This window comes from Candidatus Cloacimonadaceae bacterium (genome assembly GCA_030693415.1).
GTDB lineage: Bacteria > Cloacimonadota > Cloacimonadia > Cloacimonadales > Cloacimonadaceae > JAUYAR01.
This window is the reverse complement of record JAUYAR010000094.1, coordinates 73493-96437: the sequence shown is the minus strand read 5'-3', so window position 1 is coordinate 96437 and position 22945 is coordinate 73493. Positions and strand designations below refer to the sequence as shown.

17 protein-coding genes are annotated in these 22945 nt (G+C 48.8%); 15 read left to right on the top strand and 2 right to left on the bottom strand.

From position 1 onward, the window contains the following. The 13 genes from Q8M98_05935 to mtaB form a co-directional block, all read left to right on the top strand. Window positions 1-429: winged helix-turn-helix domain-containing protein (locus Q8M98_05935; protein ID MDP3114303.1), on the top strand; the 429-nt coding region annotated here is incomplete at its 5' end. A gap of 17 nt (window positions 430-446) precedes the next feature. Continuing rightward, window positions 447-971 carry an IS630 family transposase gene (locus Q8M98_05930; GenBank protein MDP3114302.1) on the top strand — a complete coding sequence of 175 codons (525 nt, stop codon included), beginning with the start codon at window positions 447-449 and terminating at the stop codon, window positions 969-971. Between the two features lie 7 nt (window positions 972-978). After that, window positions 979-1521, top strand: coding sequence for an ATP-binding protein (locus Q8M98_05925; GenBank protein ID MDP3114301.1), 543 nt, complete (start codon window positions 979-981; stop codon window positions 1519-1521). 691 nt (window positions 1522-2212) lie between these two features. Continuing rightward, window positions 2213-4345, top strand: coding sequence for a ribonucleoside triphosphate reductase (locus Q8M98_05920; protein ID MDP3114300.1), 2133 nt, complete (start codon window positions 2213-2215; stop codon window positions 4343-4345). 2 nt (window positions 4346-4347) lie between these two features. Then, entirely contained in the window at window positions 4348-5079 is a 732-nt protein-coding gene (locus tag Q8M98_05915) for an anaerobic ribonucleoside-triphosphate reductase activating protein (GenBank protein MDP3114299.1), read from the top strand. An 11-nt stretch (window positions 5080-5090) separates the two neighbouring features. Beyond that, window positions 5091-7544 carry a TIGR03960 family B12-binding radical SAM protein gene (locus tag Q8M98_05910; GenBank protein MDP3114298.1) on the top strand — a complete coding sequence of 818 codons (2454 nt, stop codon included), beginning with the start codon at window positions 5091-5093 and terminating at the stop codon, window positions 7542-7544. Between the two features lie 73 nt (window positions 7545-7617). Further along, window positions 7618-8796: a DNA polymerase III subunit beta gene (gene dnaN, locus Q8M98_05905; protein MDP3114297.1), complete on the top strand. Its 1179-nt coding sequence runs from the start codon at window positions 7618-7620 to the stop codon at window positions 8794-8796. A gap of 4 nt (window positions 8797-8800) precedes the next feature. Next, window positions 8801-9871: a DNA replication and repair protein RecF gene (gene recF / locus Q8M98_05900; protein ID MDP3114296.1), complete on the top strand. Its 1071-nt coding sequence runs from the start codon at window positions 8801-8803 to the stop codon at window positions 9869-9871. Next, a complete protein-coding gene (locus Q8M98_05895; GenBank protein MDP3114295.1) occupies window positions 9868-11112 on the top strand; it encodes an MFS transporter in 1245 nt (414 codons plus the stop codon). The genes recF and Q8M98_05895 overlap by 4 nt, the downstream gene beginning before the upstream one ends. A 17-nt stretch (window positions 11113-11129) precedes the next feature. Next, window positions 11130-12197: a spermidine/putrescine ABC transporter substrate-binding protein gene (locus tag Q8M98_05890; GenBank protein MDP3114294.1), complete on the top strand. Its 1068-nt coding sequence runs from the start codon at window positions 11130-11132 to the stop codon at window positions 12195-12197. Continuing rightward, the gene (gene aspS, locus Q8M98_05885; GenBank protein MDP3114293.1) at window positions 12194-13975 is read left to right on the top strand and encodes an aspartate--tRNA ligase; all 1782 of its coding nucleotides are present in this window, start codon (window positions 12194-12196) and stop codon (window positions 13973-13975) included. The genes Q8M98_05890 and aspS overlap by 4 nt, the downstream gene beginning before the upstream one ends. Next, window positions 13942-14550, top strand: a complete 609-nt coding sequence (locus Q8M98_05880; protein ID MDP3114292.1) for a formyltransferase family protein — start codon at window positions 13942-13944, stop codon at window positions 14548-14550. The genes aspS and Q8M98_05880 overlap by 34 nt, the downstream gene beginning before the upstream one ends. Further along, on the top strand, window positions 14547-15821 hold the full coding sequence (gene mtaB, locus Q8M98_05875; protein ID MDP3114291.1) for a tRNA (N(6)-L-threonylcarbamoyladenosine(37)-C(2))-methylthiotransferase MtaB: 1275 nt from the start codon (window positions 14547-14549) through the stop codon (window positions 15819-15821). Before Q8M98_05880 ends, mtaB begins: the two co-directional genes overlap by 4 nt. Before the next feature lie 219 nt (window positions 15822-16040). On the opposite strand, the gene Q8M98_05870 is transcribed toward mtaB, so the two are convergent. Together Q8M98_05870 and Q8M98_05865 are read right to left on the bottom strand one after the other, a co-directional pair. Continuing rightward, on the bottom strand, window positions 16041-16412 hold the full coding sequence (locus Q8M98_05870; GenBank protein ID MDP3114290.1) for a hypothetical protein: 372 nt from the start codon (window positions 16410-16412) through the stop codon (window positions 16041-16043). A 19-nt stretch (window positions 16413-16431) separates the two neighbouring features. Continuing rightward, a complete protein-coding gene (locus Q8M98_05865; protein ID MDP3114289.1) occupies window positions 16432-17148 on the bottom strand; it encodes a hypothetical protein in 717 nt (238 codons plus the stop codon). 705 nt (window positions 17149-17853) lie between these two features. Here Q8M98_05865 and uvrA point away from each other — a divergent pair. Then, window positions 17854-20739 carry an excinuclease ABC subunit UvrA gene (uvrA, locus tag Q8M98_05860; protein ID MDP3114288.1) on the top strand — a complete coding sequence of 962 codons (2886 nt, stop codon included), beginning with the start codon at window positions 17854-17856 and terminating at the stop codon, window positions 20737-20739. A gap of 2 nt (window positions 20740-20741) precedes the next feature. Beyond that, window positions 20742-22943 (top strand): alpha-amylase family glycosyl hydrolase, encoded by a 2202-nt coding sequence (locus Q8M98_05855; GenBank protein MDP3114287.1) that lies wholly within the window; start codon window positions 20742-20744, stop codon window positions 22941-22943. The last annotated feature ends 2 nt before the right edge of the window (window positions 22944-22945 follow it).

Sequence of the window (22945 nt, the reverse complement as noted above, 5' to 3'; positions counted from 1 at the left end):
CGTTGGCAGGCCTTGTATTTGGCCAAATCCAAAGCGTTATCAGCTAAAGAACTTGCAGATATGATTGGCGTCTCAGTATATACGATCAACAAGTGGGTATACAATTACAATCGTATAGGCGAGGAAAGTGTTTACAGTCAGAAGCGAGGTGGAAACCGGACTTCGTTTCTCAGTTGGGAAGAAGAGGAAGAACTGCTTAGAGAGATCAGTAAGCGAGCAGATAAAGGGCTGATAGTAGTTGTAAAAACGATTAAGGCGGAGATTGAGTCTAAAATTGGGCATACTGTTTCTAAAGACTTCCCATACGATTTACTGCATCGCCACGGCTGGAGAAGAGTAGTACCAAGACCTAAGCATCCTAAGCAAGATCCTGAAAAGCAGGCCGAGTTTAAAAAAAACTCCCGGAATACCTGGCAGCCGCTGCGCTAAGCTTTGATAAGAACGATATACGACCGATTCAGATATTCTTTCAGGACGAAGCACGCTTTGGCAGGATCAACATTCCCGTTGCCTGCTGGGCTCCGCAAGGACAGCGTCCGTCTGTTTCGAAGCAGATAGTCAGACAATATATCTATGCTTATTCTGCAGTAAACCCGGTTACCGGTGACGTCTTCTCGATCCTTGCTCCCAACTGTGATACTGAGATCATGTCTCTTTTCATGGAACAATTCTCCATGGAATACAAGAATTATCGTAACATCGTTATCATGGATAAGGCAGGATGGCACACAACAAATTACCTCAAGAGCTTTGACAATGTTCGCAATATCTTTCTTCCTCCTTACAGTCCAGAATTGAATCCTACCGAACACCTATGGGCTGCCATCAGAGACTACAAATTCAGAAACACGGCCTACGGGTCAATGGATGAAGTACAGAATGCCCTGATTGATAGCTTTGAATACCTGGACAACAACAAAGATATGGTTTCAAGACTGACCTATTTTAAGTGGATGAATTTGGATATATGAAAGCGAATTGGTATTAGCAGATGTAGATTATCACGATGACAGAAAGCTTGATCGCTCTGAGATCCTCCGACTGTCATCTTGCTCCTATATGGTGGATAATCGTAATATCATCATCATGGGAGCATCCGGAAATGGAAAGTCCTGGTTGGCCTGTGCCTTTGGCATAGCCGCATGCAAACAATACTATCCTGTCAAGTATGTCCGCCTTCCAGAGCTCTGGGATGAACTTGCCATAGCCAGAGGAGAAGGGACGTTCCAGAAAACGATCAGACAGTATAAACAAGTTAGACTCCTGATACTCGATGAATGGTTACTAACTCCACTCAGAGAACAAGAAGCAAGGGATCTGCTGGAGATAGTTGAAGCGAGGTATCAATATGCATCTACTATCTTCTGCTCACAATTCAGACCCGGAGGATGGCATGAGAAGATCGGTCAAGAAACTCTTGCAGACGCCATCCTGGACCGGATCATTCACGATTCATACCAGATATTTATCGATGGAAAAGTGTCAATGAGAGAACGCAGAGGGCTTAAAAAGATAGAATAACATAGTCCTGAGTAAATCGATCGCTTCGCGGGGGCGGCTGCTTCGTTCGGACTACGTCCTCACTTCGCAGCCGCCCCCGCGAACTTGGTTGCAGTTCATGGATAATCCATCTACAATATGGCACAACTGATTGCTATCTAATAGTATAAGCCATACTGGCTCTGATCAGCGAATTGAGTGGCTCTATTTTCCGAGAGCATGGCTCTCATTAGGCGAAACACATGGCTCAGTTACTCCGAAATGTCCACACGACAGAAAAAACTGCTCTCGAGACGATAGTCCACGCCTGCATTATGTCATTTTTAGCTATCTAAGGCTAAAGACTTGAGAGGGCTTATCGAAGCCAAAAACTAATTCATTGCATGCTTGGTTTTCAAATTAAAAAATCCAATCCATTGCATGCTTGGGGTTCCAAGCGAATAAATTGGTTCGGGAATTGTACCGTTTTTTCATCCTGCCAAAATCGCCAAAACCTCCGGTTAATACAGCTTAGAGAAAGCGCCGTTGACAAAGTTCCGCATCAAGATTGTACATTTGCAAAAAAAGACATGATTAGAGCTTGACAAAAATCATAAGTTCTTATTTCAATGCAACTCGCAGACGCGAATTGAAAAGTCATAAAGTGGGATGCGCGCTTGCAAGATATATAAATAATAATAACATATAGATATGAGGTTCAAGGGAGGTTTGGATGTTTTCGATGATCCGAAAGCGCAACGGCAATATCGTGTCTTTTGACAAGCTGAAAATCGCGAAAGCGATCAGGAAAGCTGGAGAAGCGTCTGGGGAATTTGGCGAGGACATAGCGGAAGTTTTGACACTTCGCGTGGTCAATCTTGCCATGCAGGTGCTCAACAGCGATATCCCCGAAGTGGAAAAAATTCAGGATATCGTCGAGGAGGTTTTGCTTGCCTCTCCCTACAAGAAAACCGCCAAGGCATATATCATATATCGGGATCAGCATACGCGCATTCGCGAGCTGGTTTCCACAGCGGGAGTGAACCTGATCGATCAGTATCTGGAAAAGATCGATTGGCAGGTGAACGAAAACTCGAACATGGCATATTCCCTACAGGGTTTGAATAACTATATCGCTTCGGAAGTGAGCAAGACCTACTGGCTGAACAAGATCTATCCTCCGGAGATCCGTCGGGCACACGTCGAGGGCGATGTCCACATTCACGATCTGGGACAGCTTTCCGTCTATTGCGTCGGCTGGGATCTGATGGATCTGCTATTGAAAGGATTTTGCGGTGCCGAGGGCAAGGTGGAAAGCTCTCCGGCAAGGCATTTTCGCAGCGCTTTGGGACAGATCGTAAATTTCTTTTACACACTTCAGGGCGAAGCCGCGGGCGCGCAGGCATTTTCCAGTTTCGATACGCTGCTGGCGCCTTTCATCCATTATGACAAGCTCGGTTATTCCGAAGTGAAACAGGCTTTGCAGGAATTTGTCTTTAACATCAATGTGCCCACCCGCGTGGGATTCCAGACTCCATTTACAAATATCACCATGGATCTTCAAGCACCCAACCTGTATAAAGACCAGCCGGTAATCATTGGAGGTGAGCCTCAAAACAAGAACTATGGCGAGTTTCAGGATGAAATGGACCTACTGAACAAGGCATTTCTGGAAGTGATGATCGAAGGCGACGCCAAGGGTAGGGTATTCACTTTCCCGATTCCAACCTACAATATCACCAAAGAGTTTGACTGGAACTGCGTAAAACTCGATTATCTGTGGGAAGCCACGGCAAAATATGGCATCCCCTATTTCTCCAATTTCGTCAATTCGGACATGGATCCAAATGACGCACGGAGCATGTGTTGCCGCCTCAGGCTGGACACGAGGAAGCTCGTAGCCCGCGGTGGAGGTCTTTTTGGTGCCAACCCGCTGACAGGCTCGATCGGAGTAGTCACACTCAATCTTCCCCGCCTGGGCTATCTGGCAAAGAATGAGGAGGACTTCTTCGACCGTCTGGAAGCACTGCTCATGATCGGCAAAAATAGCCTCGAGATCAAACGCAAGATACTGGAAACATATACAAATAGCGGGCTCTACCCTTACACGAAGTTCTATCTGAAAAGCATCTCCGACCGCTTTCAGGAATATTGGAAAAACCACTTTTCCACGATCGGCATCATCGGTATGAACGAAGCCATCGTCAATTTCCTCGGCAAGAATCTGGGGAGTCCGGAAGGACGAAGTTTTGCCATCAGAGTGATGGACTATCTGCGCCAACGGCTGATCGACATTCAGGAAGAAACACGCAACAACTATAACTTGGAAGCCACTCCGGCAGAGGGAACCAGCTATCGCCTCGCCATCCTGGACAAGAAATATCACCCCGATATTATCAGTGCCAACAGCAAAGGCGACACCCCTTTTTATACCAATAGCACGCAGTTGCCGGTGAATTTTTCGGATGACATCTTTGAAGTGCTCGATCTTCAGGACGAACTTCAGACCAAATATACCGGCGGAACCGTGCTCCACATCTTTGGCGGAGAGCGCATCGAGCATGGAAGAAGCATCAAGCAGTTGGTTCAAATTATTTGCAACAAATACCGGCTGCCATATTTCACCTTCTCCCCCACCTTCAGCATTTGTCCCCAACACGGTTATCTGATCGGCGAACAAGAGCTGTGCCCCACCTGCCACAAAAGAACGGAAGTGTTTTCACGCATCGTGGGATACCTGCGTCCGGTCTCGCAATGGAATGAAGGCAAAAAGGCGGAATTTAAGCTGCGCACCACATTTGACACGCTCAAACAGATCGATCATCTGCCGACAGGAACACAACTAAGCATGGGATCACAACCCTGACGATGAAGATCGGCGGTTTCCAAAAGTTCTCTCTTTTGGATTATCCGGGGCAGCTTGCCGCGATTGTTTTTGCGCAGGGCTGCAATTTTCGCTGTCCATATTGCCACAACCCGCAATTGGTTGATCCACAGCGCTTTGGCACGCTCATTCGCGAAGCGGACATCTTTGATTTTTTGCTTACCCGTAAGGGAAAACTCGGAGCTATTTGCATCACCGGTGGAGAACCGTGTATGCAGCCGGAATTGATCGATTTTGTGCGTAAACTCAAGGAAATGGACTATCTGGTCAAGATCGATACCAACGGATCGTTTCCAAATCTGATCGAAAACCTGATCAAAGCTGATTTGGTTGATTATTGGGCGATGGACGTGAAAGCACCGGAAAATCTTTACAGCGTGATCTCCGGCAATGAAATTGATACCAAAGACATCCAGCGCAGCATGGATCTTTTACGTGGCTGCGGTAAAGATTTTGAATTTCGCACTACTCTCTTTGAGCGGCTTTTCAACTTGCATGATCTCAGCATGATCCAGCAAATGCTCAAACCCGGAGACCGTTATTACCTTCAGCAATGCCGCTATGAGAGTAATCTGGAAGAGCTCAGCCCTGAGGACAAATTCCAGGTGCAACTCGGCGAGGAAACTTATCTGAACCTTTTGGAACACCCCGCCTGCAAACATCTGATGCGCTGGGGCGACCTCCACAACGTCAATATCAACATCAGATCATTGTAAGCAGTCCGGTGATGAAACAGATCGATATCGAACGCTTTTTGCCTCTCGTAAACAAACCCTCCCGCTACATTGACCATGAGATCAATGCCGTCCGCAAGGATACTGCCAACGCGAGTGTGAAGTTTTGTTTTGCTTATCCGGACGTCTATGAAGTGGGCATTTCGCATTTGGGGCTGAAAATCCTGTATAGCATCGTCAACCGCATCCCGGACGCCATGGCAGACCGCGTATATTTGCCATGGTTAGATATGATCAATATCCTCCGCCGTGAGGGAATCCCGCTTTTTGGCTTGGAAAGCAAACTGGAACTGAAAGCATTCGACGTCATCGGCATTACCCTACAAAGCGAGCTGACCTATTCCAACATATTGGAACTATTGGACTTGGCACAGCTACAGCCACTAGGTTCGCTAAGAAGCGAAACAGACCCGATCATCCTTGCCGGAGGACCGGGTGCTACAAACCCCATGCCTTTGGTGGACTTCATCGACGTGTTTTTCATTGGCGAAGCCGAAACCGGGATCATCGAGATCACCGACATACTCAGAAATCACCCAAGCCGCACGGACAGATTGAAATCGCTTGCAGCGCTCGATTCCTGCTATGTTCCGCTTTTACACGACACCGGTTCAATCAGCATAAAGTCGAGAAAATATGCTGAATTTCACAAATCGGAACATCTGCACAGCCCGCAAATCCTTTCTTGGCAACTGGCTACGCACAATCGCTATGTCGCAGAGATCATGCGCGGCTGCTCACGCGGTTGCAGATTCTGTCAAGCGGGATACTTCTATCGCCCAGTGCGCGAACGTGGAGTCGATGACATTGTGCGGCAGATGCTTGCCGAAATAGAGCATAGCGGTTGGGACGAAACGGGGTTGATGTCGCTATCCAGCAGCGATTACACTTGCATCCGGGAACTTCTGCTGACTCTTATATCCAGGCTGGATACCGATAAAACCCACGTTTCGCTGCCTTCTTTGAGAGTGGACAGCCTCGACGACACACTGGTGGAAATGCTTAAAAAACTGGGAGGCGAGGGACTGACCATCGCTCCGGAAGCGGGTTCTCAGCGCCTGAGAGACATCATCAACAAAAACCTCTCGGAGGAAGAAATCTTCCGCGGGATCGAAATCGCCCTGAGCCTCGGTTGGCAAAGGATCAAGCTCTATTTCATGATCGGGCTGCCCTTTGAGACGGACGAGGATATCGACGCCATTATCGATCTCGTTGAACGCATCGACAAGATGAGCAAACGCCGTCTGCAAATCAGCATCACCCTCTCCCCCTTCGTGCCAAAACCGTTCACGCCCTTCCAATGGGCGCCGATGCTGGAAAGACATCAAACACTTGAGCGTTGCCTGCGCGTCAAAAACACCTTCTACCGCAAGCGAAACATCAAGATAAAGTATCACACCATCGAAAACTCCATCCTCGAAACAATCCTCGCCCGCGGAGACCGAAAAGTAGGAGAATTGATCCGTCAGGCATGGATGAACGGCGCCAAATTTGACGGCTGGACAGAGTGTTTCGATTTCTCCCATTGGGAAAACGCCATGCAAAGCTGCGGCATCGACATCCAAGATTTTTTACGTGGATTTTCCACCGATGACACTCTGCCCTGGGATTTCATCGATACCGGAATCTGCCGCGAGTTTTTAATGTCCGAATATCGCAAAGCTGGATTTGTGGAAGTCACTCCAGATTGCCGGGAATTGTGTTCGCTCTGCGGGGTTTGCGACGAGGTGCTGCACACTGAGAACGCCCCCTCCGCGGTGGCGGAAACGTTTGAATACCCGGAATTTGCCCAGCCTGACGCCTCTGAAACCCAATACCGCTATCGCGTGCATTACCGCAAAGTGGGCTTGCTGCGTTTTATCTCGCATCTGGACTGGATGCGCATGCTCTTTCGCCTTGTTTCCAAGACCGAGCTGGCAACAGTTTTCACTCAAGGCTTCAATCCTCATCCCAGGGTGAGCCTTTCGCCGCCGCTGCCTCTCGGAATCCAGAGCGAAACGGAATTCTTTGACGTATCATTCCGAAGTAAATACAGTGAAACAAGGATCAAGCTTGCTTTTCAGAGCTCCCGCATTCCAGGATTTGAGATTGTTTCCTGTCAACCTCTGAACGGAAAACAGATACCTCCAGATAGTGAAAAAATCCGCGTCATACCGGATACCGGCATGCAGGAAAACCTGATCTTCCGCATCAACGAATTTCAGGAAACCGCATCCTATCCCTTCACCAAAAAGACGGACACGCGGGAAAAACACTATGATCTGAAACTGATCGTCAGCGCCATCTATCTGGAAGGAAACGCGCTGATCATTGAAAAAAAGCTGCAAAGCCCGGCACTCTATGAAGTGCTCGCTGAAGTGCTGCATATAGATCGGGAAACGCTGTATGCGCTTGATATCAGACGCGTCGCGTTTCTGCAAATCGGAGCAAAAGCACCGCCGCCTTGAAAAAGGTATTGACAAAGTGACAAACGCCATTTTTATGGCGTGAAATGAATATAAACTTAAAATAGGGGAAATCATGAGATTAGCCATCGAAAAGAAGGAACTGCTGCACAATATCCAACACCTTGCCGGGATCGTGTCGATGAAAAACATTTCGCCCGTCCTGACAAACTATCTGATCGAGGTTGACGCCGAGACAAACATGGTCCAGATCACCGCTTCCGATCTGGAAATTACCGTGAATGTGCGTTTTGCTGCCGCAGTGAGCGAAGGTGGCACGATCGCCGTCTCCGCCCGACATTTTAACGAGATCATCAATTTCATGCCGGAAGCAGTAATCGATCTGTGGAAAACCGAGGATCTGCTCATGATCCAATGCAACAAGATCGATTTTAACATTCTCTGCGCCGATCACACGCTCTACCCGATCCTCCCTGTTCCATCCGCCGACAATGCCAACCCGATGGAAGCCGAATTCTTTCACCGCATGATTTCCAAGACGACCTTTGCCGTTTCCACCGACGTCAACCGGGCAGTGCTGACAGGTGTATGCTGGAAGATCGCCCGCAACCATCATCTCATGGCTGCCACGGACGGACGCAAGGTGGCAGAGATCATCATCAAAAACGCGCCCGATCTTGTCGATACAGTGATGGAAACCGCTCCCGCAGCGGAAGACAACATCTTCGCGGACAACATTCCGGACAGCGTGAAAGAAAGAGTGATCCCCGTCAAGACACTGAATTTCATCCAAAAAATCTTCGAAACCGGCATCAACGAAATCAAGATACTCATTGAACGCAACAAAATCATCTTTTTCTATGGTAAATTCACCATCATCTCCAATATCCTTGAGCATAAATATCCTGAATACCAAAAAGCCTTCATCTCCGATCTGCCCAATCGCATCCTCGTGAACAAAGAAGCTTTACGCACATCCATCCGCCGTGTGGCTTTGGTCGCGCCTGAGGATAATTACCGCATCCGCTTTGAGATCGATCAGGAAAAATTTGAGATCAACACCAGCGACCGCGAGACCGGAGACGCCAAGGAGTTTGTGGAAACCTATGAGTATCAGGGAATTTCGACCTCGATCTCCTTTAACTATAAGTATATGTTAGGCATCCTCGATGCTATCGACACAGAAAAAGTGCGCATCCTACTGGGTAGCTCCCGCGAACCGATGATGGTCTATAACGAGACCGAGCCGGAGAACCAGCAAATTACTTTCCTGTTGATGCCCCTGCGGTCATAAATAATTGTTCCTGAAGCAGATCGCGCTCACGAACTTTAGAAATTACGAAGCGATCGACCTTGCCTTTGAGCCCCGTGGTTCGCTGATCGTTGGTCCCAACGGCAGCGGCAAGACCAATCTTTTAGAGGCAATCGCTTATTGCGGAATCGGCAAATCCGTTCGCTTTCATCGTGATGAAGATCTGCTACGCTATGATTCCCCCTTTTTTGCCGTTTCTGCTTTGTTTTCACCGGACAAAGGCTATGATCTCAAACTGCAGCTTTCCTACGCAGAACGGATCAAACTGCTGAAGCTCGATGATTCCCCCCTCCGTCAGTTGAGCAGTCTATTTGACATGGTGAAGGTGATCTATAGCGCTCCGGAAGACTTGATGCTCGTGGGCGGAAGCCCTCGTTTCAGAAGGCAATACTTCGATCTCGCGGTCGCACAATTGCAGCCGGATTACATACCCGTGCTGCGAGGCTATCTGCATATTGTTCATCAACGCAACGCGCTACTCAAAGGGGACTTCGAAACACCAGAGAAAGCCGTCTGGGACGAGCGTTTTATCCAGAGTCTGCAAGCGGTGCTGGGCTATCGGCGCAGATATCTTGCCATGCTCAATGCCGCCTTCAAAGATCAATACTGCAACATCTCGGAAAAGACGAAAAACATCTCCGTCAACTATCTGCCGGCGTTGAGAGAGGATTATCCATCTACTGAAGAACCTCTCAGAAATATCCTCGCCCAAATCGAACCCCGCGAACGCAAGTTTCAACGCTCTTTGATCGGGGCGCATCTGGATGACTATGAGTTCAAGCTCTGCGCCCGCAGTCTCAAGGTCTATGGCTCACAGGGGCAAAAACGTATCGCAGTGATCGTGCTCAAGCTCATCCAGGCTTCGCTCATCGAGAAACACACCCACATCAAACCGATCATGCTCTTTGACGACATCTTTGCCGAGCTTGATCTGCCGCACACCAAACGCATCCGGGAACTGGTGGATCAGCGCTTTCAGATCTTTATCGCCAGTCCGAAACCGGACATCGCCAATATCTGGGATTCACTGCCTTTGATGAACATGGAGAGCATGTGAAAATCACCCGCAGTATCCTCGGCTGGATGATGTATGACTTTGCCAATTCAGCGTTTACTACGATCATCGTGAGCGTCGTCTATAGCGCTTATTTCATCAAGACCGTGGTCGGCGGAGAACCAGGCTACGGAGAAATGCTCTGGGGACGTGCGATCGGCATCTCCATGACCCTCGTTGCTTTGACCGCTCCGATCATGGGCGCGGTGGCGGATTTTTCCCGTTCCAAAAAGAAATTCCTCTTTTTCAATTGCTATCTCACAATCATTTTCACTTTTCTACTCTATTTCGTGCGGCAGGGGGATATCCTTTTAGGGATGACGTTTTTCATTGTTGCAAACTACGGATTCAACAGCGCCAATGTGTTTTACGATGCTTTTCTGCCGGAGATCAGCCCTCCCGGTGGCATCGGAAAGATTTCCGGCTACGGATGGGCATTGGGATATCTTGGCGGTCTATTATCCTTGGTGATATCTCTGGTTTTGGTGAAAAATAACGTCCGTTTCGTCTTTCCCATGATCGCCCTGCATTTCTTTATTTTTTCGCTGTTTACTTTCTTTTGGCTCCAGGAATTGCAACGCCCGTCAAAGCGCACAAACTATCTCAGGACGGCTTATCAACGCGTTCGCTTCTCTCTGAAACACATCACTCGTTTGCCACAATTGCTGCGCTATATCATCAGCTATTTTATCTACAATGATGGTATCACGACCGTGATCGTCTTTGCAGCTATTTATGGCATCGAGCGCTTTGGCATGACCACGCGGGACATGATTATCTATTTTATCCTGGCACAGTTCACCTCCATCATCGGATCGGCGCTCTTTGGATATTTGACCGATAAAGTGAACGTGAAGATTTCGCTGAGTATCTCGCTTTTGATCTGGATCGCGGTCGTGATCTGGGCATTCTTTTGCACAAGTGCTATGGAATATTATTTTGTGGGTCTTTTGGCGGGTATGGCGATCGGGAGCAGCCAATCAAACAGCCGCACGATGCTGTCCATACTCACACCCCAGAACAAACAGGCGGAGTTCTTTGGATTTTACACCTTGACAGGACGCCTGTCCTCAATAATTGGTCCGATACTATATGGTTGGATCGCGCACCGTACGGGAAACATCCGTTGGTCGATCCTGTCCCTGATGATATTTTTCATTCTTGGCTGGCTGATCCTGCAAAGCGTTTCGCTGAAACAAGGCATTGAGCAAGCCCGTCAAATGACATTTGATCCCGATTTATAAACAAAGGAGATACACCGATGAAAACTTTTCTTTTACTCCTTGCGGCAATAATCCTGATCCTTGCCGCCATCTCTTGCGCCAAGCGCACAAACACTTTGCATATCTTCAACTGGGCCGAATATGTCGATCCCGAACTGATCGCTGAGTTTGAGAAAGAGAATGAATGCAAAATCCAATACAGCACTTACAATTCCAATGAAAATATGTTCACCAAGATCAAGAGCTCGCGCCAATCCTTGGACATCGTCTTTCCCAGCGGAGACCATGTGAGCATCCTTGCCGCTGCGGGTTTGCTCGAAATCTTGGATATGAGCCTTCTGACCAACTATTCAAACTTGGATCCGGTGATTCTCGACAAAGCAAAATCTCATGACCCTGAAAACAACTACTCCATCCCCTATTTCTGGGGTTTGACCGGCTTGATGTATAACAAACAACATGTTCCGGAAAAACTGGTCGAAACGAACACTTGGGCGATTCTGGGAGACAAGTTTTTTGAAAACAAAAAGAAAGTGACCATGCTCGAGGATGCCCGTGAGGTAGTCGGTGCCGCGTTGAACTTTTCGGGATTTGATATGAATGACACATCCGCGGATGCGTTGAGAGCCGCCGCGAAAGTACTCGATCTGTGGGACAACAACATCACTCGGTATGTCTCCGAATCCTATAAAATTGAGGTACCGGACGGAACCACCTGGCTGGCGCAAGCATTTAATGGCGACGCGCTTCAACTAATGGAAATGAATTCCGATCTGGGTTTCATCCTTCCCAAAGAAGGATGCAGCTTGTGGATGGACAGCATGGTCATCCTCAAATCCTCTAAAAACAAGGAACTCGCCCACAAATTCATCAATTTCATGATGAATCCCGAAAACGCCAAACGAAACGCGGAATATAGCCAATACGCTACTCCGAATCGTAGTGCCTACCAACTATTAGAAGAAGAGATCAAGAATAACAAACTTATCTACCCCGATCCCGTATATCTTGAAAAATGCACCATGATCGAGGCGATCGGAGAACGGGTGAGAAACATCAACGCCATCTTTGAAAAAATCAGTCTCAACAAACGGAACTTACCATGATCGACAACTTTAGCGATTTGAAAAGAACGCATTTTTGCGGCGACCTTGGGGTCAAAGACATCGGCTGCGAAGTCACAATTATGGGTTGGGTGAATCGACGCCGGGATCTAGGATCTTTGATCTTCATCGACCTGCGTGATGTCCGTGGAATCGTCCAGATCGTCATTCCCCCCGAGCAGGAAGGTATCTTTGCTAAAGCGGAAAAACTGCGAAACGAGTATGTGATCGCCATCAAAGGCATCGTCAACGCTCGAGAAGCGGCAAACGTCAATCCCAACATTCGCACCGGCACCATCGAAGTGAACGCGCAGGAGCTCTATCTGCTCAACGATTGCTTTCCCATGCCGATCCAGCTCAATGAGGCAGCGATGGCGGATGAGGATCTGCGCCTCACCTATCGTTATCTCGATCTGCGCCGTCCCAAGCTCCAGCAAACGATCATCATGCGCCACAAGCTGGTGAAGGCGATCCGAGACTTCCTCTGCAAAGAGGATTTTTATGAGATCGAGACCCCCATCCTGATGAAAAGCACACCCGAGGGCGCGCGTGACTATTTAGTTCCCAGCCGCATCCATCCAGGAAAGTTTTATGCCCTGCCCCAATCCCCTCAGATGTATAAACAACTGCTCATGATCGGCGGGTTTGACCGCTACTTTCAGATCGCCAGATGCTTTCGGGACGAAGATTTGCGTGCCGACAGACAGCCGGAATTCACACAGCTCGATATTGAGCTCAGTTTTGCCAGCCAGTCTCAGATCTTTGATCTGATCGAACGCCTGATGAAACACCTCTTTATGGAGGTTATCAATATCGATTTGCCAACTCCCTTCGCCAGTTTCAGCTATCAGGAAGTGATGGACAAATATGGCACGGACAAGCCGGATCTGAGATTTGGGGTCACGCTTTGTGATCTCAGTGAAGCGCTTCGCGATTCTGGATTCCAGGTCTTCCAATCTGCGTTATCCACTGGTGGTGTGATCAAAGCGATCGTGATTCCCAGCGGAGCTGAGTATAGCCGGAAACAGCAGGACGAGCTGATAGATATCGCCAAACACAACGGCGGCAAGGGCATAGCCTTTGCCAAAGTGGCGAACGGCATCCTCGAAGCCGGTGTCAGCAAGTTCCTCAGCCCCGAAGAGGTGACAGCTATTATCAATATCTGCGCTGCCAAATCCGGAGACCTAATCGCCATCGTTGCGGATACTTATGACATGACATCTAAAGTGTTGGCTGCGATTCGTAATCATATCGGCATGAAACACAAGCTTATCGATGAAAACACCTATGCCATGCTCTGGGTCACGGATTTCCCACTTTTTTATTACAATGCCGATCACTCACGCTGGGAACCTGCACACCACATGTTCACTCTTCCCCGTGAGGAACATATCCCCTGGCTCGATATGCCGGAAAAATACGGCGAAATTCAGGGGCAGCTCTATGATCTCGTTTGCAACGGAATGGAGCTTTCCTCTGGTTCCATCCGCTGCCACCGTTATGATCTGCAAAAGCGGATCTTCGATATTCTCGGTTTCAGCGAAGCGGAACTCAGAGACCGTTTCGGATTCTTCCTCGAAGCGCTCAAATATGGCACTCCGCCGCATGGAGGAATCGCACCCGGGCTTGATCGCATGGTCATGATCATGAGCAAAGCCGATTCCATCCGCGACGTCATCGCTTTCCCAAAAACCTTGAGAGCGACCGATCTGATGAGCCAGGCTCCTTCTGAAGTCGGCAGCGCACAATGGCAAGAACTGCATCTAAAACCTACCGAATAGGCGTTCTGACCAGCGGTCACGGACGCGGTTCAAACCTGAAGGCTATGCATGAATACTTCAAGGAGAATGGTTTACCGGTTGAAATCAGCCTCGTAGTGATCACTCAAAACGATTCTCCGGTAAAAGCGCTTTGCCAAGAGCTAGATCTGTATTGGGAGCTGATCCCGGTAATAAACATGCCATTATTTGAAGAGCGTTTGAATACTCTAAAGCGAGAACTGAATCTCGATTTGATCGCGTTAGCGGGCTTTATGAGACTGCTGTCCCAGGACTTTATCACCGGTGTCGGCATTCCGATTCTAAATATCCATCCCGCTCTGCTGCCACGCTTCGGAGGTAAGGGCATGTATGGAATGAGAGTGCATGAAGCGGTTTTTTCCAGCTCGGAAAGCGTTTCCGGCGCCAGCATCCACATCGTCGATCCGATCTACGACCACGGCAAAATCACTATGCAGGAATCGGTTGACATCAGTAAATGCAAGTCTCCGTTTGATATCGCTGCTGCTGTTTTACAGGTCGAGCATCGAATCTATGCTCCCGCGATCTATAATTATCTGACCCTCATAAATACATGATCCGGATCGCCATCGCCACGCTCGGCTGCAAGACAAATGCCTATGATTCCGCCGCGATCATCGATCAGTTCGAAACTGGCAGCTATCAATTGGTTCCCTTCCCGGAAGCTGCGGATATCTACATCATCAATACCTGCACTGTGACCGATCGCACCGACTACAAAAGCCGCAACCTGATTCGTAAGGCATTGAAACAGAAAGCATTAAATCCAGCCGCGAAAGTGCTTGTAACCGGTTGTTTCGCCCAGCGTTCTCATGATCAGATCCAGGCAATGGGCGCGATCGATCTCATCGTCGATAATCAGCACAAAACCGATATAGCGGCTCTGCTCAAAGCTAAAAAGACTGGGTTTATGGACATCATGGATGTCGTGGATTTCCGTTATGCTACGGTAAAAAACATGGTTGACCGCAGCCGCGCCTTTCAAAAGATCCAGGACGGATGCGATTTCTATTGCAGCTATTGCGCGGTTCCCTATGCTCGCGGACACAACCGTTCCGCGCGCTTTGAAGATGTCCTCGCACAGGCGAAACTTTTCATGGACGGCGGCTACAAGGAAATCGTCCTCGGTGGCGTCAATCTGGGACTATATGATGACCACGGACGCGGATTGACCGATGTGATCGACGCTTTGCAAGAGCTTGACGGACTGGAGCTTATTCGTCTCAGTTCGATCGAGCCGCAGCTTTTTTCACAGGACTTGGTTGATTGCATCAAGCGCAATTCAAAAATCTGCCCCCACTTCCATATTCCTTTGCAAAGCGGCTCTGACAGCGTGCTCAATCGCATGGGCAGAAGATACGACGCAAAGCTATTTACCTCTTTGGTGGAAAAAATCTTGGCAGTGATACCTGATGCTGCTATCGGAGCGGACGTTATATGTGGATTCCCAGGTGAGACAGAAGCTGAATTTGCCGCCACCTACAGACTTTTGGAATCCCTTCCGCTCGCGTATTTGCACGTGTTCAGCTATTCGAAACGCAAAGGCACGTCCGCGGCAAGGATGACGGATCAGATATCCACTCAACTCAAAGCCACGCGCAGTAGCGCTCTCACCTCACTAAGCTTCGATATGAAATTTGACTATATGATGTCTCTCGTCAGAAATAGAATCACTCTGAAGGGAGTGGTCGAAGAGTATATTGATGATTTTGCCATCTTTCTTTCCGATCATTACATTCGTGGCTATACCCAAAGCGAGATAGCCGTCGGAGAGGTCGTTTGCATCAAAGCCGAGCTGCCTTTTTTCGATGGCGTCCAAGGTTGTTAACCTGATTGTTTTTTTCGCGAACGTAGCTTGTCTGTAGTGCAGCATGCCGATGCTGCTGAAACGATGACTAATTTTGGCAAGAGTTTTCTCCGCAGGGTTTTCTCCGCAGGATCGGCATCCTGCGCTACATAAAACCCGTGAGGTGTTGCTACAAAAAACCCGCATCACCCGATGCGGGTCGCCAAATTGTCATTTTCCGATGATGATCTGAATGGTGCTTTAGATTTCTTCCTCTTCGGGTTCGACTTCCTCGTCGCAGCATTCTTCTTCTTCGCCTTTGACGTAGACTTCGATGTCCACAGAGCACTTTGCCAGCTCAGGATAGAAGTCATCGATATATTCGCGCACGGTGGTTTCGATATCTGTGTGTTTGTCAATGATTTCCTGAGTGAAACCGAGCTTGATGTTCATGGCGCTGAATGTGCGGTTGATATTGGTTTTCGGCTTCTCGCCATAAACATTGTTTAGAAATTCGGGAAGGGATTTGGAAAGCTTGACGATACCGCTGACGCGTTTGTAGGCTTTCATGCCAAAATGAGCTGCCAGAGCAGTTCCGCCGATGAAGAGCACAGCTTTAAAAAACTTCTTCATAGTCATAACCTCTTATCTTTTATTTGTAAATCGATTTGATCCTGCCCCAACTGCGGTTCTGCGTTGAAACAGGTGATTGAACTTGGACGTCCATCTGGGAGATCGGATGTAGAGCAAACTCACTGTAGCCGAAGATCACGATCCCGGTGAGAGAGGAATATTGCGTTCCCACGGCAGGAGAATGCGAGCGTTGATCCGAAAAACCACCCATGATGACGGAGCATTGACCGCTGCCGTCGGTGATCTTAAACTTGCCTTGCTTGACCCTGGAACTGGAGCTTGAGGAACTCAGGACGCGAACCAAGACGCCTTCGTATACCTCTGCTTCATCGGAACGGGAAAGCTGACCGGTGGTGACGATCACAGGTTGTGGCAAAGGCAGGTTGCGGTCAATAATTCTGAAGGATGAGATATCCTGAATGCAGGTCATACCAAAGCTTTCGGACACTCTTCCGCGCAAAAGAACCTTGTCCCCGATGCCGGGGTTGTTTCTTCTGTCCAAGACGAGGATTCCGCGCCAGGGACCGCTGATCGATTCCGAGATAAAAAAACCGCCGCCGCGATAGTTTGTTGCGGTGACGATCCCTTCAAGAGACACTTCCTGACCGACATACTGGGATGGATAGCTGTTATCTACACCAGGCGAAACGCTGTATTGAATTTCGTATATAGAGATAGCCGCAGCCCCAATTGCAAGGCTGAGCATCAGTATTGTCACAAACGCGATCTGTCTCATGTTGACCTCATGTAAACAATCTAATTTCACTCGATAATAATGTCAAGCAAAATCGCTGATTATTTTCATTTAAATTGAGTCCGATGTATAAAGCTGAAATGACTTTTCCCGACAATAGCTGCTTGACGAGACAAAGGTTTCCATGTAGAAATCTATGTTTAACTACATTGCTTTTCTACACTTTCCATAGTATTTCCGCCTTCAGGTAATCACACACCCAAAACATATCAACATATCAAATCACTTCCATTCTCACTTCCAGTATCACTTCCAATTTGCATCCAATGTGCATCCGCAGCATCGGCATGATGCGCTCCCCATTGGGAAGCCGAATTCCGATTCGGCTGTGGGGAATCGGAATTCCCCACCCCAATTTTACCCATTTTACCCAATTTTTGTTTCCATTTTTGGTTGTCATGCTGCTTTCCGCCTTGGCTGCGTTAATCAAGCCTTAATCAAGCGTTAATCAAGCGTAATAAAACTAACGCTTGATTAACGCTTGATTAAGGCTTGATTAACACTTTGGATGTAGCGTAGCATGCCGATGCTGCGTTAAGTAATTGTAATATAATAAAATAAGATATTCTAACAAGAACGCGGGGAAATTGCATGGAAATAACAGCGGAAATAGCACGAATAGCAGGATTCCGGATTTCATTTGACAAAGAAGCTCCGTTCACAAATCTGCCGCTCTAAGAGGTGAAATTGAAGACAAAGATATTGATCAAAGGTGCTTCAGAGCACAACTTAAAAAACATCGATCTGGAGATTCCGCGCAATAAACTGGTGGTTTTCACCGGTGTTTCCGGCTCCGGCAAATCCTCCCTGGCGTTTGACACACTCTATGCCGAGGGGCAAAGGCGCTATGTGGAATCCCTCTCCGCCTATGCGCGTCAGTTTTTGGGACAGATGGAAAAGCCGAAAGTGGACTATATCGAAGGGCTCTCCCCCGCCATCTCCATCGAACAAAAAGCCGCCAGCAAGAATCCTCGCTCCACGGTCGGCACGGTCACAGAAATCTATGATTATCTGAGAGTGCTCTATGCCCGTGTGGGAAAGCAATTTTGCCACAATTGCGGTGATCCTGTCGGCTCTCAAACAGTGGATCAGATGATCGCGCACTTGATGGAAAAGCCCGCCGGCACAAAGCTGCAAATCCTAGCGCCTCTGGTTCAAAACCGCAAAGGCGAACATAAAGAGGAGTTGGAAGAGCTTCGCCAGCAAGGCTTTGTGCGCGTCATGATCAATAACCAGCTCCGCAACCTCGAAGAAGACATCGTTCTGGACAAGAAAAGCAAACACGACATCGACGTCGTCGTGGATAGAATCGTGCTCAAGGACGGAGTTCAATCCCGCCTCGCGGACTCTCTGGAGCTGGCTCTGAAACTCACCGAAGGTCTTGTCAAGATAGAATTTACCGACGCGAAAGAGAGCAGCCTACTCTCCGCCGCCAATTCCTGCGCGCGCTGTAATATCGGTTTCGAAGAGCTTTCGCCGCAGCATTTTTCTTTCAATAGTCCGATCGGTGCCTGCCCGGTTTGCAACGGTTTGGGCTACAAGCTGGAATTCGATCCCGATCTCGTGGTTCCCGATCCGCAAATCAGCATCATGGAAGGCGCTGTGGCAGCTTGGGGCAGGTTGGAAGCCAAACAGGACAGTTGGACTTTGAACACGATCAAAAACCTCGCCAAGGCATACAGCTTTTCACTCACGACGCCGTGGTATCAGCTCGAGGATATCGTAAAACAGCTCATACTCTTCGGTTCCAAGGGCAAAAAATTCAAGATCGCCTGGCAAAACGAACGCGGTTCCGGCGAATTTATGATGCGTCATGAAGGCGTCATCCCCCAATTGGAAAGACGCATGCACGAAACCACGTCTGAAGATATGCGCCGTTATTACATGCTTTTTCTCAGCGACAAACCCTGTCCCGAATGCGATGGCAGAAAGCTGAAACCCAGCTCCCTGGCAGTGAAGATCGCCGGCAAAGCGGTGACGGAGATCACTTCGATGAGCGTGGCGGAGGCGTTTGACTTCTTCAATCATGTCCAGCTATCGGGCAACCAACTCATCATCGCCGAAGAGGTGTTGAAAGAGATCAGAAATCGTCTTGAATTTCTCCACAACGTTGGTCTGCACTACTTAAGCCTGGATCGCCGTTCGCCATCGCTCTCAGGCGGAGAATCTCAACGTATCCGTCTGGCAAGCCAGATCGGCAGTCAGCTCGTGGGCGTAATGTATATTCTGGACGAGCCCAGCATCGGTCTTCACCAACGGGACAACACCAAATTGATCAAAATGCTCTGCCAATTACGCGATCTCGGAAACACCGTCATCGTGGTCGAACATGACGAAGATACGATGCGCAGCGCGGACAAAATTGTCGATTTCGGTCCGCGCGCCGGTATTCATGGAGGTCAGATCGTTGCCACCGGCAAATTCGACGAAATCGTCAAAAACAAGGCATCTTTGACCGGCGCTTATCTATCCGGCAGGATGTGCATTCCCACACCGGAAAAGCGCGTCAAACCTGATGAACGGGTGATCGCCATCCTTGGCGCCACGCACAATAATCTCAAAGAGATCGACGTGGAAATCCCGATCGGACTCTTTGTCTGCATCACCGGAGTTTCCGGCAGCGGCAAGAGTTCGCTGATCAATCAGACCCTTTCTCCATTTTTGCACAACTCATTCTTCAAGACCAGTCATCGCGTAGGTAAAGTGCACACGATCAAGGGGATCGAGCATATCGACAAGGTCATTTCCATCGATCAGCAACCCATAGGCAGAACCCCGCGTTCCAATCCCTGCACCTACATCAAGCTTTTTGATCCGATCCGCAATCTGTTCAGCGAACTGCCCGCCTCCAAAATGCGCGGATACAAAGCCGGCAGGTTTTCCTTCAACGTCAAAGGCGGCAGATGCGAAGCCTGCGAAGGCGCGGGAGTGAAACAGATCGAGATGCATTTCATGGCGGATATCTACGTCACCTGCGAGGTCTGCAAAGGCAAGCGCTACAACCATGAGACCCTTTCCATCCGCTATAAGGGAAAGAATATCGCCGAGGTGCTGGACATGGACGTCCAGGAAGCGGTCGATTTCTTTGCGAATATCCCCTCTATCCACCAAAAATTGAACACCCTGCACGAGGTGGGGCTCGATTATATCAAGCTCGGTCAACCATCAACCACTCTTTCGGGCGGGGAAGCGCAACGCATCAAACTCTCCCGCGAGCTTAGCAAAACCAGCACGGGAAAGACGCTATACTTGTTGGACGAACCCACCACCGGCTTACATTTTGACGACATCAACAAGCTGCTCAAAGTGCTGCAAAAGCTTGTTGTGATGGGAAATACGGTCGTGGTGATCGAACACAATCTGGATGTGATCAAATGTGCCGATTGGGTGATCGATCTCGGTCCCGAAGGTGGTGATGGAGGTGGAGAAGTGCTCGCCTGCGGCACTCCCGAGGACGTCATGAAATGCAAGAAATCCTCCACCGGTAATTTCCTGAAGACACATTACGACCGTGAGCATCCACGCTGCAAAGGCTCAAACGTAAATAAGAAAAAAGCGGCAGCCGGCTCTTAAAAATGGCTGATATCCGTTTTTCCTATCAAGCCTTGACCGCCGGATCCCATGAAGTGGGCGTCGCGGGGGATTTCAGTGCCTGGGAGATATTGGATCTGACTGATATCGGCGGTTTTTACGTTCTTAATTTGCATAACGAACCGGGTATTTATAGATATAAACTGATCGTGGATGGGGTCTGGATGCAGGATCCCGCCAATCCGGAATTTGAGCCCGATCCCTTCGGCGGATTCAATTCCGTCATCATCATCGAAAGTGAGAAAGTGAAAACCCCTTCCTGGGCTGAAATCTATGCCGATCTCTCGCTTTTAGACGACCGCATCGAACGCTTTATAGACATCCATCGCTTTGATAAACATGGCTTTGAGCTGCGTTTTGCCTGGTATCCATCGATACCGGCAGAGATTTCCATGCGTTTTGATGACGCTGATATTCCACTAATCCGCGTCGGGACTGTCTCAAACCGGGATGTCCATCATGGCGTTTTCCACGACGCCGCTGAGGAGCTTGAGTTTGATATCATCCTCAAGCACGGCGGGGAAATACTATACTACGGTAAAAATGGTTTCACAAAAGAACCCGGCTCCAGCCTCCCCTTTTACATCAGATTGGATCGTCACGAGATCTTCAGCGTGCCGGATTGGGTGCGTAAGGGCATTATTTATCAAATCTTTCCGGATCGGTTTTTTAACGGAGATCCCCGGATCAATCCGGATTTTAATGAATGGTACTATGATGATTGCCGGACTCCTCCACCGAATGGAGAAATACTCGCTCCGCAGCAGGAATATTATCACCTGGTGGAGGACTGGAAGGACATCCGCGGCTTGAGCCAAAGTCCCTGGCTGGAAGAGGGAAAGCCGGATTGGTGGTCTTTTTATGGCGGGGACCTCAGAGGCGTGATCACGAAGCTGGATTACCTATCCGAGCTTGGCATAAGCATCATATATTTCAATCCTTTGTGGGAAGCTAAATCAAATCATAAATATGACGCAGCGGATTATCGACGCATCGATGCTCATTTTGGCTCCACGGCAGATATGATCGAGCTCGTGAAAGCCGCGCGGAAAAGAGGCATCCGCGTGATTCTGGATGTGGCTTTCAACCACACGGGAGAGACCTTTTGGGCTTTCCGCGACGGGGTCGAAAATGGCGATGATTCCCGCTACTGGGACTGGTATGACTGGCAAAAATGGCCTCTGCCAAAACCCCTGCCGCCGGATTTCAAGCCCAGGGACTATTATCAATGCTGGTGGGGTATCAAAGACATGCCGGATCTGAATTATGATCTCAGCCGCAAACACCCTGCCGAGAATTATGTGCACGACATCAAAAAAGCGATCCCGAACGCTCCGCTCGTCAATTACATCCTCGATAGCGTCACCTGGTGGCTCAAAGATATCGGGATCGACGGTTTCCGATTGGACGTCCCGGATGAAGTTCCATTCTGGTTTTGGGAGCTATTTCGCCGCCACGTAAAAAGCATCAAACCCGATGCCTGGCTCGTTGGCGAGATATGGCACAACGCCCAGGGCTGGGTGAACGAACGCTATTTCGATTCCGTGATGAACTATGCCTATTTCAAAAATCCCGTGCTGGAATTCTTCATCTTTGGCATCATCGGATCACAGAGATTCAAAGCACTGATCGAAGAAGGCTTGGCACGCTATCCTTTTCACGCCTCCGGCGCCATGATGAACCTGCTTGGCAGCCACGACACCTGGCGGATTTTGGAACTCGCGGAAGGAAATATCGCCAAACTCAAGCTCGCACTAATCTTTCAAATGACCTTTGTGGGCGCGCCGCATATTTATTATGGCGACGAGATCGGTATGATGGGAAGAAAGGATCCGGACAACCGCCGTCCCTTCGATTGGGACTGGCAAGGCGATTCACGCTCCTCGGACCTACGCGTTTTTTACAAAAGGATGATAGATTTGAGAAAGGACGAATGCCTCCTCATCGATGGAGAATTCCGCTTTGTCGAAACTGAGGAAGGAATCCTTGGATATGAGCGTTTTGATGGGGAAAGTGCCATCCGTGTTTTCATCAATCATGGTCTATCGCCGGTATCGATATCCTTTAGGGAAAAAGGCGACATCTTATTTGCTCATAACGCGGAGATAACAAGTGAAAGGGCGATAGCTTTGAAGCCCCACGCAGCGGTTGTGATCAAATATCTGAAGGAAAGAAGATTATTGTAAAT